The sequence below is a fragment of the Enterococcus rotai genome, assembly GCF_001465345.1.
Taxonomy (GTDB): domain Bacteria; phylum Bacillota; class Bacilli; order Lactobacillales; family Enterococcaceae; genus Enterococcus_L; species Enterococcus_L rotai.
Window position 1 is genome coordinate 538,323 of record NZ_CP013655.1, and the last position, 15,149, is coordinate 553,471.

The window sequence follows — 15,149 nt, forward strand, 5'->3', positions numbered from 1 at the left end:
TTTACAGTTTAAAAATTAATAGAAGTAACTCAAATCACTTGAAACAGTTGGATAAAGCATGATCATTTCGTTAACCTTGCTTGCAGTTACGTTTTGATTGATCATCATCGTAAATAAATTGATCAACTGATCGGCCTCATTACCTAAAACAGTCGCTCCAACCAATAGACCTGTTACTTGATCCGTAATAATTTTTGCTTTGACTAAGGGCTCATTAAGGTGTTTATAGGTAAACCATTGGGATAAATCAATAGTTTGTTGCTTGTATCGATCATCCGCTGACATTGCCTCATCTACCAGGCCAACTTGGGCTAGCTTAGGAGAACTAAAAATAATGGTTGGTATGACAGGATAGTGGATCGCTGTTTCGAGTTTACCACTAAGTAGTTTTGCCAGATAGCTACCTTCAAAGCTAGCTATTGGTGTTAACTTAGGTTTATCTTTTTGCACACAATCTCCTATCGCATAGATAGTATCCACCGTTGTCTGTAAATAATCATTAACGCTGATACCTTTGTGGTTAAACGCTACACCAATCGATTCTAAATTCAGCCCTTCTACATTGGGAATCCGACCAGTTGCACAAAATACTTGATCTACCAACAATGAATCTTGGCTCGTCAACCTTATATTATATTGTGCTCCTTGTTTTGAAATCGACTCTACTGACTCGTTGAAATGGAAATAAACCCCTCTCTTTTTGAGATTGTCGATCAACTCATTCGTCAATTCTTGGTCAAACCCTTTTAGTGGTCGTTCGTTATGATGGACTAAATGAACTTCACTGCCACTACTGTTCGCAATGTTAGCGAGCTCAAGGGAAATATAACCTCCACCGACAAAAACGATTGTTTTAGGTAATTCTTTCATGCTTAGAAACTCAGTACTTGTACTGAAGTGCTCTTTTCCAGGAATATCTAAAATAGCCGGTCGTTGCCCCGTTGCTAGGATAAACTGTCTAGCCTGATATTCTTGATTCTCCACTATGATTGTGTGAGAATCTTTAAACGCAGCTTTACCTGTAATCGTTTGGATACCTACACTGCTCAACCCTTGTTGTTGTTCACTAGGAACTGGCTGTGTGAAGGTTTCTTTAAATGCCATCAACTCTGACCAGTTGATTTTGGGAATTGTATCAAATCCCTGACCTTTCAACTGCGCTAGATTATCTCTCGCTTCAATGGCACCATAAAGAACTTTTTTAGGATCACAGCCGCGATTTGGGCATGTTCCGCCCCAAAGATCAGCTTCTACTACCGCTACTTTTTTTCCTTCAGCAGCTAAGTCATATGCTGCTGCCATTCCTCCAGGACCGCTACCAATGATGATTGTGTCGAAACTATCCACTTTAAAGTCCTCCTTCAATCTAATTCCTTCAAGTCTTATACTAGATCAATTATAACAAGTGATTAAGGAAAGTGCATTTGATAGAACTGCTACAGCTAAATGAATAATTCAGCCCAATAACTCATCCTGTTTATTTCTAAATATAAAAACAAGCATGTAGCAAAACTAAAAAAATAGTTTTGCTACATGCTTTAAATCCAAAAAATCGATAAAAAATGAACCCTTTGTTTATATTAGTCGACCCAATGAATCGGTATATTAATCTCTCCATAATATTCAATTGAATTTTGACTCGGATATTCAGTTGCTTTAGCTATAAACTTCAAGCTAGTTGCATGTGTAGGAATATTCTCCCAGCACATTAATCCATCTTCCGATACATTAGAACTAAAATCAACAGCTTCATTTTGTTCATCTTCAAACTCTTCATCAAACTCAAACGAAATACCCGTATATTTTGTTTGGGCTTTAAATTGATCAGATAAAATAATTGGATCAAACAATTCATAGCGATTATGCTTTTTGCTTAATCTAATCGTTGGTAAGCTTCCTAAAGTACTGATTCTAATTCTTTTTAAACTTTTTTTATTTGACAGTGCTGAAAGATCTGTTAATGCAATTCTATTCTTGTTATTTTCAACTTCATAATAATCAAATGATTCAATCTTTTCCCAATCTTTAAAATCAGTCAACGTATTATTGTTTGATCCAGACATATAAAATTCAGTTACATTTTTTAAATTTCGTATGGGTCTAAAATCGGAAACTTGCCCACCTTCAAAGCTCATAAATTCTAAATTTTTAAAGACGCTGAATCCATCAATACTCGCAGGTGCTGCAGAATCTCCTTCTCCACTAAATCCAGTTACTTTTAAGAAATCATTTTTAAATACTAAATGATTATTTGGTGAAATATCTATTGCTTCTCTGTCGGCAGTAAATCTACCACTCAAAAATTCTGGACTAATTTGAACAGAATGGTACTGATCCCATTTTTCTTCTGTTGTTTCTCTTGCTTGACTTAGTAATGGATTAAACAATCCAACTCCCCCAACAGTCAATAATGTCAACACTAATTTTTGCTTTTTCCCAAACTTTCCTTTTTCCATATTATCTCCCCTTTGCTATTTATTACAGAACCAATTATATCATAATGTTCTTTAAACTATAACATTTTTTTGTTTTTTTATACTATTGGTTAACAATAAAGTTGTCAATTTCAGGAATCAATTATTTATCTATTTTTCTAGAATCAAAGCAAACCGTTTGGTTGAGTTAGCTATACTTTTTAACACTTTTAACTGAACTGTTTTCACAATCATTATCTCTCAGATATGACGTATTTTTATCACCTTTTTTAACCAACATTTTTTTGTTTTTTTAAGGAAACAAAATAAGGCTGTCTAAAGCTCAGTACGTTTTAGACAGCCTTATTAAATGATTCTTTTTAGAATTATATTTTAGCTATTACTGCCATTTTCTTGAATGACTTTTTGATACCAATAGAAGCTATCTTTCTTATAACGATTTAAGCTGCCATTTTGGTTTTCATCTTGTTCTACATAGACAAATCCATAGCGTTTTTGATAACCATTCAGCCAACTTAATAAATCAGTATACGACCAAGTACAGTACCCTAAAACCTCCACACCGTCTGTGATCGCTTCTCTTATTGCATGGACATGACCCTTTAAATAATCAATGCGATAATCGTCATGAATTTCTTTTTCAACTGTCAATTTATCGTACTCACCAAGACCATTTTCAGTAATCAATACAGGGATTCGATAACGACTTGTAATTCTTCTTAGACCGATCCGTAATCCTTCTGGGTCGATTTCCCAATCCCAATTGGTCCGTTCTACAAATGGATTTTCTACCCGTTTAAAGACCCCAGGAAGACCAGATTCTTCTGACGAACCTTTTTCACCTGTTGTATTCATTTTTCCTAAGCCAACACCATCTAACGGATTAAAGACAACTGTATTGGTTTGATAGTAGTTGATCCCTAAAAAGTCAGGTTTGCCCGCTGCTAAGAGTTCTTCATCGCCTGCTTCTATGGTAGGCGCTATACCTTGCTCTTTTAGGATTTTTAAAGCAGCGATCGGATAGTTACCAAATAGATAAACATCCATCCAAAAATGAGCATTTAAATCTTCTGAGTCCTCTGCTGCCAGCACATTTTTGGGATCACTATTTAAAGTATAGTTGGGACTATAAGCAAAACTCGGACCGATTCCGCCAGGCATAGACATTTCATGAAACTTCTTGATGACAGAGGCATTGGCAAGATTGGCATTATGATTTGCTTGATACATCCGCTTGGGATCACTCACTGCTGGTGGATGGGATGCCATCAAATAGCCATGACTAATAAAGACATTTTGCTCATTCAAGCTAACCCAGTATTTTACTTTTCCACGAAAAGCGTCAAATAAAACAGTCGCATAGTTCGTAAAATCTTCAACGATTTTTCTGGATTCCCAACCTTGATATTCATCTTGAAGTGCTTGTGGCAAATCCCAATGATATAACGTCAAGACAGGTTCAATTTGATTTTTGAGCAATTCATCTACTAAATCGATATAAAATTGTAAGCCTGCTTGATTGATTTCGCCACGACCATTAGGCAAAATCCGTGTCCAAGCAACTGAAAAACGATAGGCTTTCAAGCCTTGTTCCTTCATTAAAGCCACATCTTCTTTATATCGATGATAATGATCGACTGCTACATCACCATTGGTTCCTTTAAATGTTTTTCCAGGAATTCGGACAAACTCATCCCAAACTGACACACCCTTGCCATCTTCTTGCCAAGCTCCTTCTACTTGATAAGCCGCCGATGCCGATCCCCATAAAAAATCTTTTGGAAATTGATCCAGTTGTTTATGCTCCATTTTACTTACCTCCAGTTTTATTACGCTCTCACCGAAGTCGCCTGTGCCTCTTGCTCAAGCTTATTTTCGATTACACGTTTATTTTCGTGGATCTAAACGTAATGTCTCCGACTAATCCCTCAATAAGACTCATCACATTTTTATTATCCTTCTCTATTATAATCTTAGCAAGAGGATTTCCACTACTATTTACAATAACTTATTCATGATATTTCTATGACCCAACAACATTCAGCAAATATTCGGCAAATAAAAAAATGATTTTCATTTTTGGGAGGGTGTAAAACAGAAAAAATAATCTGTGAGAATTAATTTATTTTATTCCACATTGACTTTTTAGTCATAAAACCACCGATTATTCAAAAAAATCGCACCCAATTCCACACATAAAAAAACAAAATAAATATACTAAACATGAAAATATTTAATCACAAAAATATTATTTATAAACATTTTAATGATTAATAATATTTTTTTACCTTCGTTTGTTTTTTTATTTCATATTTTATGAAATCAATAAAATCTACTATTCGGTCTTATTTATTTTCCCCTTTGAGAGTGCTATAACAATGTGATATACTAGTAGTGCTTTGTTTTACAGTATTTCTCTCGTTAATTTGTTAGGAAAGGAGTGTAACTATATTGGAAGAAGAATACTCACGACGTAAACAACAACGTCCAGAATCAACATCAAAAACTACTATCATGATTGTTATTTTATTGTTATTTATAAATACTCTTGCCTTGGGTACTCTGCTGTTCTTAAATGTTCAAGCAGGCTCTAAACAAGAAGAACAATTAAGCAATATCGAAAAGCAAGTTAGCCAGCTTGATAACGGCCAAGTAACACCGAATCAAGCAACTGCTGACAGTACAGAGCATAATGTCCCTGTAAGGGAAAGTTCAACTCACGTAAGTAGTACAGATGAATCCAGTTCCATTGTTGAAAGCTCTACACAACCTGTTCAAACGCCCCCATCATCAGAGGTTACTGAACGCTCAACAGAACCCGTGACTACACCTCAAGCGACTAGCTATGTTGTCCAGTCCGGTGATACACTTTCTGTGATTGCTGAGAAAAATAAGATATCAGTGCAAGATTTAATGCTTAAAAATAATTTGACTGATTCAACCGTTTATATTGGTCAAGTTTTATCATTGCAATAATCCACTATTTCCCCTACATAATCTTATCTGATGACAAATAGGCTGTAGTAAAACTAACCGTTTTACTACAGCCTATTTTTGTCCTTCATTCAAAATGAGCAAATAGTTACTTGCAAGAATATGTTATTTTGTAGTCTAACATTTTAGGGATTACGATTTCCTCATGCGACTGGATATAGTCGACAATGGATTCAACGATTTCTTGTGCTCCCTCATTAATTACTGGACACTCAAGATACGTAGGAAACCCACCGCCACCGCTTGCTCGATAATCGCTTAACGCGATCGTAAATTCATCCGTCTCTTTGATCACTTGTTCTTTATAGCGTAAAGCACTCACGCGATTTCCTGGCTCTTGGCAAAGATCAACTGTGTATTCAATACCGACAAAAAAGTCAAAATGATAATGTTCAACTTTAGGATACAAATAACTAGGAGAAATGATTATCTTATTTTGTTCATCAACACTAAAATAATCTGTATTCTTCTCCACAACTTCTTTTAATTGTTTACCAGTGATTTTTAAGGTAATTAGCTGGTTCGTATATGGATAAGTTGCGATCACATCTCGCATAGTTACTTCTTTGTGAAATCCCGGTGATGTATTGGCTAAAGAAACAACTGTGATCTGTGCTTGACTAGCCGCTAATTGAATAGCTCCAATCAATTCAACAACAGGGCTTCCATACATAGCCATCGCTAATTTATCTTCGGCTAACGCGTCATGGTTCAAGCTTCCAATTGCTTGGTCTAACCAATTTTGTACCTTGGATTCTAAAGGTTGCAGCCGCTTCATTAACTCTATTTCAGGTTGATTACTAGGATTGCCGATCGTTGAAGTGATTTCAATGTTATCTTTGATCTTTTCAATATCGATCTGAAAGTAGGTCATAGCGTTGGCAGATGGCTGCACAATGTAAGTCCCATGCAAAAATTGACCTTCAATCAATAAATGCTGATGTCCTGTTAAGAGTAGATCAAAATCAAGCTCTTTACAGATTCTATAGCCAACATTTTCGCTTGTTTTTGACAATAGTTTTCCCGATTTGACATCTCTTTCAAAGCCACCATGATAAATACAAATCGTAAAATCAACCTGTGGTTTTACTTCTCTAAGAGCTTGTTTAGCTGCTATAAATGGATCAACGACGGTGATGTCATTGATATTTTCAGCTTTTTCCCAAACATTGATGTAATCAGTCACTACGCCGACAATCCCAACTTTTAATCCATTTGCTAAGGTTTTGATGGTCCATGGAAATTTTTTCGCCTGACTTTTAGCATCAAGTATATTCTCACAAACGCAGGTTGCATCTAATGCTTCTAAGTAGTGATATAAGTAGTTTGTACCAAAATTTACATCATGATTTCCTACAGTGACAAAATCATAGCCAGCATGATTTAATGCTTTTGCTTGGGGAAATCTTTCTTCAGGATGAGCCTGACTATAAGAAGCCAACGCTGACCCTTGGAGCATATCTCCACCGTCAATAATCAGGGTATTCTCATCTTTTTTAAAATTCGGTATGCATTTTAAAAGACCCATTTCTTTTTCTTGTGTATCAGCATAGTTGGTTGGAAATAAATAACCATGGACATCTGATGTGTAATAGATTTTCAATTGTTGTTTCATTGTCTCACCCCAAGTCTATTTTTTATTTTGTATCCCTATTGATAGTAGCAAGATACTCATCAAACACATTATAGATATAATTTGTTTCTAAACGATAGCTTGGAAAAAGCGCTCTATTCGTTGTTATTCGGTAATCAGATTGTTTAGGTATTATTTGATCGTGCTCTATTTTGATGCCTGAAATCGATTGATTTATCAGCAACTGTCTTAGTTCTTCCTCTGACACATGATAGGTTGAAAGTGTATAGGGTGGAGTAAAACTAGCTAAGAAATCTCTAATCGTTTTTCCTTTAAGTGTCACTGCATAAAAAGTTCCTGGTACTTTTTTAGCTAAATACTGATCCAAACGCCTTACATCTAATTCTTGATCTAGCCAATTTTCATAGTCAACTTCGTTATATACAGAAAAAACTGTCGTTGGATACCTCTTAGTCGCAACCAATTGTGCTTGTTTCTCCACTACTTGATTATTTTGAATGGAGAAACTTAACTCTCCAATGTAATTTCCCCGATATCCCGGTTGTACAAAAGCTGTTTCGTTCAGCACGCCCGCGTTGACTCGATGCTGGTGTCCACAAACCACACCATCGATCTCCGCTATTTCATCAATGATTCGGTAAGTTTGATCCTCTCCAGTATCATATTGAGTTGGTTGGCCGCAACTCATATCACGTTCGATCCCGCCATGATAACTTACGATCAAAACATCGACTTGTGCTTTTACAATAGGTACCCACCGCTTTAAGCTATCGATCACATTGATAAATTTCAACTCTTTGGTTTGTTCATAATCAGTGATTTGCGGCATTGCACTAGTGATCACACCGATCACACCAACTTTCAAGTTTCCTCGTTCAATAATTGTATAAGGCTCAAAAATCTGTTCATCAGTTAAATCCAAAACATTAGCACAAAGATAGTGCCCATTAAAAGCCTCTGCTTGACGCTTCAAAAAATCAATTCCATAATCAAAATCATGATTTCCTGGAACCATCACGTCAAATCCGATTTCATTCGCCAACTTGATCAAAGGTGAAATTGTTTTAGTTGTATTAAAAAAAGTAGTCTGAGGACTACCTACCAGAAAATCACCGTTGTCTATCAAAATGGGTTCATGGTAGCCTTTAGCAATTGAAGGAAGAGAGCTAATACCACTCTCTTCTTGTCCAGCTGCTGTTAAAAAACCATGAATGTCTGTCGTACTCAAAACTGCTATTTTATCCATTTTTTATCCTCACGAATTATCTAGCTACGCGGGCTAGCACCACACTCTAAGATTTTCGAAAAAAGATAAAATAGGAATGGATCAAAAAACACTTCAGTCCTATTTACCTAGTTTCCTGTCAGAGCTAGACGAGCCCGTTACACTTTTATTATTGTAGTTTTTTGCGTAGATAGCCAGTTACAGCATCAATCAAGAACACCGTAATGATAATGCCAAACAAAATAATACCGACTTTATCCCATGCTCGAGATTGAATTGCAAAAATCATCGGTGCCCCGATTCCCCCAGCTCCAACAAGCCCAAGAGTCGCTGCACTGCGGACTGCAATTTCAAAGTGATTCAAGGCTAGTGATAAAAAAGTTGGAATCAACTGCGGCAAGCGTGCATAAAACATCGTTTGCCAAAAATTAGCACCGACTGCCGTCATTGATTCTACTGGCGCTTCATCCATTGACTCGATTTCTTCTGTATATAATTTCCCTAGCATCCCGATTTGATGAACCCCGATCGCTAAGACTCCAGCAAAAGGACCTGGTCCAACCATCTTCACAAAAATGATTGCATAAACAAGTTCTGGAAAAGCTCTTAGTACGTTACAAATGAACTTACCAATTTTAGAAACAATCGTATTGGATTTCCATAAATTATGCGCACTAATGAACGTTAGCGGCAACGCTAAGACCGTCGCAATCACAGTTCCTAAAAAAGCAATACCGATCGTTAACAGTAGTAAACTCACTAAATCCTCGCCACTACCATCATAGATATAACCCCAATCTGGATGAAACAGCCCAGAAAGAACTGATTTGACCATATCAAAAGACATATTTCCAGCTTCTGAATAATCGATACCTGCTGCTGAATAAAGAATGATTGCTAAAACAACAATAATTGGTAAATAGCTTTTTAATTTTCGATTTATGCTCATTATACCAACCTCTTTCTGATAATTTCACTGATCCAATCGATCGTGATCACCACAACTAAAATAGCTAAAATAATGATCGATACACGGTCATAACGCATCAAACTCAATGAAGAATTTAAAATAACGCCGATCCCGCCGGCTCCAACGTAACCTAAAATAGTGGAAGCACGAATATTGACTTCAAAAGCATACAAAGAATAGCTAGCAATCTGATGAGATATTTGCGGTGCGATTGACCAAAAAGCAATCTGTGTCTTTGTGGAACCCACAGATTCGGCTGCTTCGATCGGTCCATGGTCAATCGTTTCGATTGCTTCATACACTAGTTGGGAAACCATTCCGAACGTAAACACAGCAATCGTTAGTACACCTGTAAATTCACCGATCCCAAACATTGCTACAAACAACGCAGCTAACAACAAATTAGGAATCGTACGAACAATACTCATCAAAAAGCGGATAATCGTTGTTACAAAAAAGTTTCTGGTAACGACTGTTGTTGCAAGAAAAGCAAACGGTACAGCGAAAACCACCCCAAGTGTAGTTCCAACAACTGACATTTTGATTGTTTTCAGCATCGGCTCAATGATTTTGGGAATATAACTCCAATCTGGACTAAGAAATCGTTGTAAAAAAATTCCCATCTGATCCAAGTTATTAAAAACATCTGCCATTTGTGCTCCTGTTACTCTCGCACTTGAAAATACGCACAAAAGAACTAACACTACAATGAATAGATGCTTATATAAATCACGGTGAATCGTATCTTTTAACTTCATTACGCAACACCTTCAGCTTGTTTCAAAATATCCGCACCGTAAATACTAGTCAACACTTCATCGGTTGCCTCAGCAGCGGTTCCATCAAAGACCACTTCGCCATCACGCAAGCCAATGATCCGACTTGAAAATTCACGAGCTAAGTCAACAGAATGCAGATTGATCACAACAGTGTGGTTCAATTCCTGATTGATTTTTTTCAAATCTTTCATGATCTTTTGGGTTGTGATTGGATCCAAAGAAGCCACTGGCTCATCTGCTAAAATGATTGATGCTTGTTGAACCAACGTTCTTGCGATTGACACACGTTGCTGTTGCCCACCACTTAGTTCATCACTTCTAGAGTGCAATTTTTCTGCTAATCCTACACGTCCTAAAGCATCACTTACTAACGCATAATCCTCTTTTGAAAAAATCCCAAAAATACTTTTAACTGTTGAATAATAGCCTAATCTACCTGAAATAACATTTTTTTGAACAGAACTCTTTTTGACTAAATTAAAGTGTTGGAAAATCATCCCGATATTTCTGCGGATTCTGCGCAAGTCTCGTTTATTTGCTTTCGTGATTGAAGCACCGTCAATGATAATATTGCCTTCGCTGATTTCGTTTAGACGATTGATCGAACGTAGTAAGGTACTCTTACCTGCACCACTTAATCCAATCACGGAAACAAACTCACCATCATTGATCGTTAAATTAATATTCTTAAGGCCTTTGACCCCATTATTATAGGTTTTTGTTACATTTTCAAACTGAATCATGATTTCTCCTTTTTATTCTAAAAAATAGAAAAGCTGAACAAATTCCGTTCAGCTTTTAAGTCACTCATTAATCTAGCAAAGCTTTATTCTGCTGCTTTTTCTGTGTATTCTTCCACTGCATCATAATTTTTGTCATCAGCTTCTACATAGCCTTTGTGTCCCCACATTGCCATAGCGTCAGCGCCTTCTTTATCTTTAGGCATTGCCAAGAAAACGTCTTTGACTTTCGTTTGCAAGTCTTTATCCATTTTTGGCTGAACGGCGATTGCATCATTGGGAATATCACCTTTCGTTAGATACAACACTTTTAAATCTTTGAATAAGTCGTCTTTTTCAAATTTTGAAGCAAACACATTTCGTGCTCCTTCAAACACAAAACAAGCATCTTGTTGCCCATTTAAGACTGCTGTAATTTCACTTGGAATATCATTGACTGTTGTCAAGGTAACATCTTTGGTTGGGTCGATCCCGGCTTCTTTCATTTCAACTACTGGATAAATATAGCCACTGGCTGAATTAGGGCTTAAGCTGGCAATTTTTTTCCCTTTTAAATCTTTTAAAGAATCGATGCCACTATCTGCTCGAACAAGCACTTCGCCTTTGAATGTGCTTGATAGTTTGTCTGGTTCTGGTTTGCCTGTTTCCCGATTAAAAGCACCTAGTTCAGAAGATAAAATGGCTGTTGCCGCTTTTTGATTACGAGCTTGAACATATGCCGATGGCGGCATGATCCCAATATCTACTTTTCCTGAGGCCATTGCTTCAACGATTGTTGAATAGTCTGTTGCTAATGTAACATTAACCTCACGACCTAATTTTTCTGTTAAATAGTTTGCGAAAGGTTTCGCTTTGGCTTCCATTGAGCCATCGTTGTTGGTTGGTACAAATTGTAATTCTAATGGTTTGGTATCATCTGCTGCTTTTTTATCGCCGCTTGACCCACATCCTGTAAGTAATCCTACACTTAAACCAATAACTGACAGCAATCCTAACAATTTCGTTCTCTTTTTCACTCTTTCCATCCCTTCGCATTTCGGCATTGCTAAAGCATCCGATCATCTGGCTACTTTAGCTATACCTATTGTATTTTAATGGTGTAAATTTCTCATAATATTGAAGTAAATATTGTGTAAAATTTCTGAAATCCACTTCTCCATTATTTGTGTAGAGCAATTGTCCAAATGCCTGATCTTTTTCAGTAAATCTCACTGAATTTCTCATTAAAAATGAATGTATCAAGCTAAAATCAGTATAGCATAATTTCGACTTTTTTCTAGACCAGTTTTCATTTTCCGCTTATTTTTTCCTCATAAATCTTTTTATCGAAAAGGTAAAATAAACCTTTATTACGTAGGGTTTGATCGTTTTTTTACTAATTGTTATTGTTCGTTTACACTTAAATTCTTGTTATGCTTTAATCTTAATGAAACAATTGTGAAAAAACAGCAATTAAAAACTGACACAGCGCTCTTTCAGCATTGTGTCAGCTATATTTATTATTTTTCTGGATACATCTCGTCCGCTAATTTTTCAATTCCATCTAATGATTGATAGCCATATCCAAACATATAATTGTAATCAACTGCATAAACTTTCTTATTTTTAACTGCTTTCATACTTGAAAGTTTTTGATTTTTCAGTACAGCATCGATCATTGTGTCTCCTGAAATCCCACCTTTCATCGTGCTCCAATCCGCTACGATCAAGACATCTGGATCAGTTTCAATCAATTTCTCCACACTGACTTCACCTTTTTCGTCTTTAAACACGTTGTCCAGTTTTACCATTTTGAAAATATCATTGAAAAACGTTTCATTATTTGCTGGATAAACGTATAATTCTTCTGGATCTGAAGTGTGCAGATAAGCAAATGTCTGGTCCTCTTTAATTTTAGTCAGCTTTTTATCCACAGTTGCTTGGCGTTCCTTTAGCTCTGATTTAAACGCATCTGCTTTTTCCGTTACGTTGAATACTTTCCCTAAATTATCGATATCATCGTAAACTGACTCAAATGTGCCCCCTGTGACAGAAGAATTCAAGACAAATGTTTTGATTCCCATATCATTCAGTGTATCAACTGTTCCGACACCCCAATCTTGGTTATCAAATAAACCGCCACGTCCATAGACTAGATCTGGATCAACGCTTAAAGCCATTTCTTTTCCGATATAGTCTGTTGATAAATGGTTCAATTCATTAAACTCTTTTTCAACGGCTTTATCTGGTTCGCCAAACACAGCACCGACACCAACGATTTTATCTTTCAATCCTAAATGTAGTAATAATTCTGCAGCTGGCTGCGTATTCGCTAATACTTTTTCTGGAACCTTATCAAACGTTTGCTCTTTCTTTTGCCAGCTTTCTGCACCTTCTGCTTTAGAAAAATTTTGAACCGTTACAGGATATCCTTCGCTTTGATTCTTCTCAGTCGCTTTTTGTTCCTTTTGTCCACATCCTGTGATAAACGCTAAACCTAATAAACTAATAATAAATGCTTTTTTCATTTTTACGCATCCTCTTCTTCTATTTTAACTCTAGTAACTACTCTAATGAATAGGCGAAGCCTAAACGATTCGTTACTGGATTTTTATAAATCGTACAATGAACACCGTAAATATCTTCGATCAGTTGTTCTGTAAATAATTCTTCTGGTTTTCCTTCCGCAATGATCTTACCCGCTTTCATCGCATAAATATAATCACAATAATGTGCCGCCAATTCTAAATCATGGAGTGCTGCCAAAACACCGATTTCAAGGTTTTTCACACAGCTTAATATTTCCAGTTGATAACGAATATCTAAATGATTGGTCGGTTCATCTAAAATCATATAACTTGGTTGTTGAGCAATCGTTCGCGCTAAGATGACACGCTGTTTCTCACCACCAGATAAAGACAGAAAACTTCGTTCTGCATAACTGACTAAGTTCGTTTTGGCTAAAGCATCCATCACGATATCGATGTCCGCCTGTGTATCTGATTCTAAGAGTTTTTTATGCGGTGTTCTTCCTAATAAAACCATTTGAAAAACGCTTAAATCAAAGTTTAATTCATTGAATTGATTGACCACACCTAACTTTTGCCCCACCTTCTTTTCAGAAACAGCGAGAAGGTCTAAATCATCTAGAAAAACACGTCCGGCTTTCGGTTTGATTCCTTTGTAGATTCCTTTAAGCATCGTGGATTTACCACAGCCGTTTGCACCAATGATGCCAACAAATTGCTTTTTTTGTGTTTGAAAAGAGATACTTTTAACGATCGCCTCTTGTCCAATCATGATTTCTAAGTCGTTTACCTTTAGTTCCATAGCTAGCCTCCGAAATTGTACCCTTTTTTGACAATGATGTAGATAAACAGCGGCGCTCCGATCACTGATGTGATGATTCCGATCGGCAACTCAACGTTTGGAATAATGATTCGAGAAAGAACATCCGCCCAAATCATAAACAGCGCACCAGACAGTGCCACGATCGGTAGTAATCGTTTATTATCAGAACCAATCAAACCACGTACGATGTGAGGTATGATCAAGCCAACAAAACCAATCATCCCTGAATACGCTACAATCACCCCCGTCAAAAGAGCAGCCAACAATAAATACAACTGACGATATTTTGCCAACGGAACACCTAACGTAATCGCTGCTTCGTCTCCTAATAACATCACATTTAAAATCCGATGCTGAAACAAAAAGAAACTAGTGATCACTACGACCACAACTGATAATACACCTAATTTATTCCAACTTGCTGAAGCTAAACTGCCCATTGCCCAAAACGTCACCGTCTTCATGCCTTCTGCGTTATTTGCTAGATAAACAATAAAGCTTGAAATTGAACTACATAACGCACCTATCACTGAACCAGATAAAACCAGCTTGACAGAGGTCATTCGCCCCCCAATTCCTGATAAAACAAGCACACCAAACGCCGCAACCATCGCACCGACAAACGCGCCAAAAGCCAAGCCAAACTGAGAAAAAATACTTCCTGTCCCAAAGCCTACAAGAATTGCAAATGTTGCCCCCAGTGAAGCCCCTGAAGAGATCCCTAAAATGTAAGGGTCTGCCAAAGGATTTTGAACGACCGCTTGCATCACAGCACCCGTAATCGCCAAGCCCATCCCAACAAAAACAGCTAAGATCACTCTTGGAGTCCGCACAAACCAAATAATATTCACCGAAGAATTACTGGTTATTCCATCCAATGAACCTACTCTACCGCCAGAAACTTTCGTTAAAAGAATCTGAACGATATCTTCAATAGAAATATTCGCCTGTCCATTGATCAATGAATAGACGATTGATAAAAAAATAAGTACTACTAAAAATACTAGGATCAATGGATAGTACTGCTGTGTTTTCGCTTTGATTCTTCCATCATTTGTCTTGATTGCCTGCAAAAAAATACG

At 36.8% G+C, this 15,149-nt stretch carries 13 protein-coding genes; 1 reads left to right on the top strand and 12 read right to left on the bottom strand.

The window, feature by feature from the left end; genetic code table 11:
• Positions 1-15: 15 nt before the first annotated feature.
• The 3 genes from ATZ35_RS02540 to ATZ35_RS02550 form a co-directional block, all read right to left on the bottom strand.
• Positions 16-1,347 (bottom strand): dihydrolipoyl dehydrogenase family protein, encoded by a 1,332-nt coding sequence (locus ATZ35_RS02540; RefSeq protein WP_208929375.1) that lies wholly within the window; start codon positions 1,345-1,347, stop codon positions 16-18.
• 233 nt (positions 1,348-1,580) lie between these two features.
• The gene (locus ATZ35_RS02545) at positions 1,581-2,456 is read right to left on the bottom strand and encodes a hypothetical protein (protein WP_208929377.1); all 876 of its coding nucleotides are present in this window, start codon (positions 2,454-2,456) and stop codon (positions 1,581-1,583) included.
• Between the two features lie 351 nt (positions 2,457-2,807).
• Positions 2,808-4,244 carry a glycoside hydrolase family 1 protein gene (locus ATZ35_RS02550; RefSeq protein ID WP_208929379.1) on the bottom strand — a complete coding sequence of 479 codons (1,437 nt, stop codon included), beginning with the start codon at positions 4,242-4,244 and terminating at the stop codon, positions 2,808-2,810.
• Positions 4,245-4,886: 642 nt separating this feature from the next.
• On the opposite strand from ATZ35_RS02550, the gene ATZ35_RS02555 reads away from it, so the two are divergent.
• The gene (locus ATZ35_RS02555; protein ID WP_208929381.1) at positions 4,887-5,411 is read left to right on the top strand and encodes a LysM peptidoglycan-binding domain-containing protein; all 525 of its coding nucleotides are present in this window, start codon (positions 4,887-4,889) and stop codon (positions 5,409-5,411) included.
• Positions 5,412-5,517: 106 nt separating this feature from the next.
• On the opposite strand, the gene ATZ35_RS02560 is transcribed toward ATZ35_RS02555, so the two are convergent.
• The 9 genes from ATZ35_RS02560 to ATZ35_RS02600 all read right to left on the bottom strand — a co-directional run bounded on the left by ATZ35_RS02560 (position 5,518) and on the right by ATZ35_RS02600 (position 15,140).
• On the bottom strand, positions 5,518-7,044 hold the full coding sequence (locus tag ATZ35_RS02560) for a bifunctional metallophosphatase/5'-nucleotidase (protein ID WP_208929383.1): 1,527 nt from the start codon (positions 7,042-7,044) through the stop codon (positions 5,518-5,520).
• Between the two features lie 22 nt (positions 7,045-7,066).
• Positions 7,067-8,269 (bottom strand): bifunctional metallophosphatase/5'-nucleotidase, encoded by a 1,203-nt coding sequence (locus tag ATZ35_RS02565; protein WP_208929385.1) that lies wholly within the window; start codon positions 8,267-8,269, stop codon positions 7,067-7,069.
• Positions 8,270-8,417: 148 nt separating this feature from the next.
• Positions 8,418-9,197 carry a phosphonate ABC transporter, permease protein PhnE gene (gene phnE, locus ATZ35_RS02570; protein ID WP_208929386.1) on the bottom strand — a complete coding sequence of 260 codons (780 nt, stop codon included), beginning with the start codon at positions 9,195-9,197 and terminating at the stop codon, positions 8,418-8,420.
• On the bottom strand, positions 9,197-9,976 hold the full coding sequence (gene phnE / locus ATZ35_RS02575; protein ID WP_208929388.1) for a phosphonate ABC transporter, permease protein PhnE: 780 nt from the start codon (positions 9,974-9,976) through the stop codon (positions 9,197-9,199). The genes phnE (ATZ35_RS02570) and phnE (ATZ35_RS02575) overlap by 1 nt, the downstream gene beginning before the upstream one ends.
• Positions 9,976-10,740 (bottom strand): phosphonate ABC transporter ATP-binding protein, encoded by a 765-nt coding sequence (gene phnC / locus ATZ35_RS02580; protein WP_208929390.1) that lies wholly within the window; start codon positions 10,738-10,740, stop codon positions 9,976-9,978. Before phnC ends, phnE (ATZ35_RS02575) begins: the two co-directional genes overlap by 1 nt.
• Positions 10,741-10,823: 83 nt before the next feature.
• The gene (locus tag ATZ35_RS02585; protein WP_425250085.1) at positions 10,824-11,762 is read right to left on the bottom strand and encodes a phosphate/phosphite/phosphonate ABC transporter substrate-binding protein; all 939 of its coding nucleotides are present in this window, start codon (positions 11,760-11,762) and stop codon (positions 10,824-10,826) included.
• Positions 11,763-12,236: 474 nt separating this feature from the next.
• Positions 12,237-13,244 carry an ABC transporter substrate-binding protein gene (locus tag ATZ35_RS02590; protein ID WP_208929394.1) on the bottom strand — a complete coding sequence of 336 codons (1,008 nt, stop codon included), beginning with the start codon at positions 13,242-13,244 and terminating at the stop codon, positions 12,237-12,239.
• Between the two features lie 37 nt (positions 13,245-13,281).
• Positions 13,282-14,046: an ABC transporter ATP-binding protein gene (locus tag ATZ35_RS02595; RefSeq protein ID WP_208929396.1), complete on the bottom strand. Its 765-nt coding sequence runs from the start codon at positions 14,044-14,046 to the stop codon at positions 13,282-13,284.
• A 2-nt stretch (positions 14,047-14,048) separates the two neighbouring features.
• Positions 14,049-15,140, bottom strand: a complete 1,092-nt coding sequence (locus ATZ35_RS02600) for a FecCD family ABC transporter permease (protein WP_208929398.1) — start codon at positions 15,138-15,140, stop codon at positions 14,049-14,051.
• Positions 15,141-15,149: the final 9 nt, after the last annotated feature.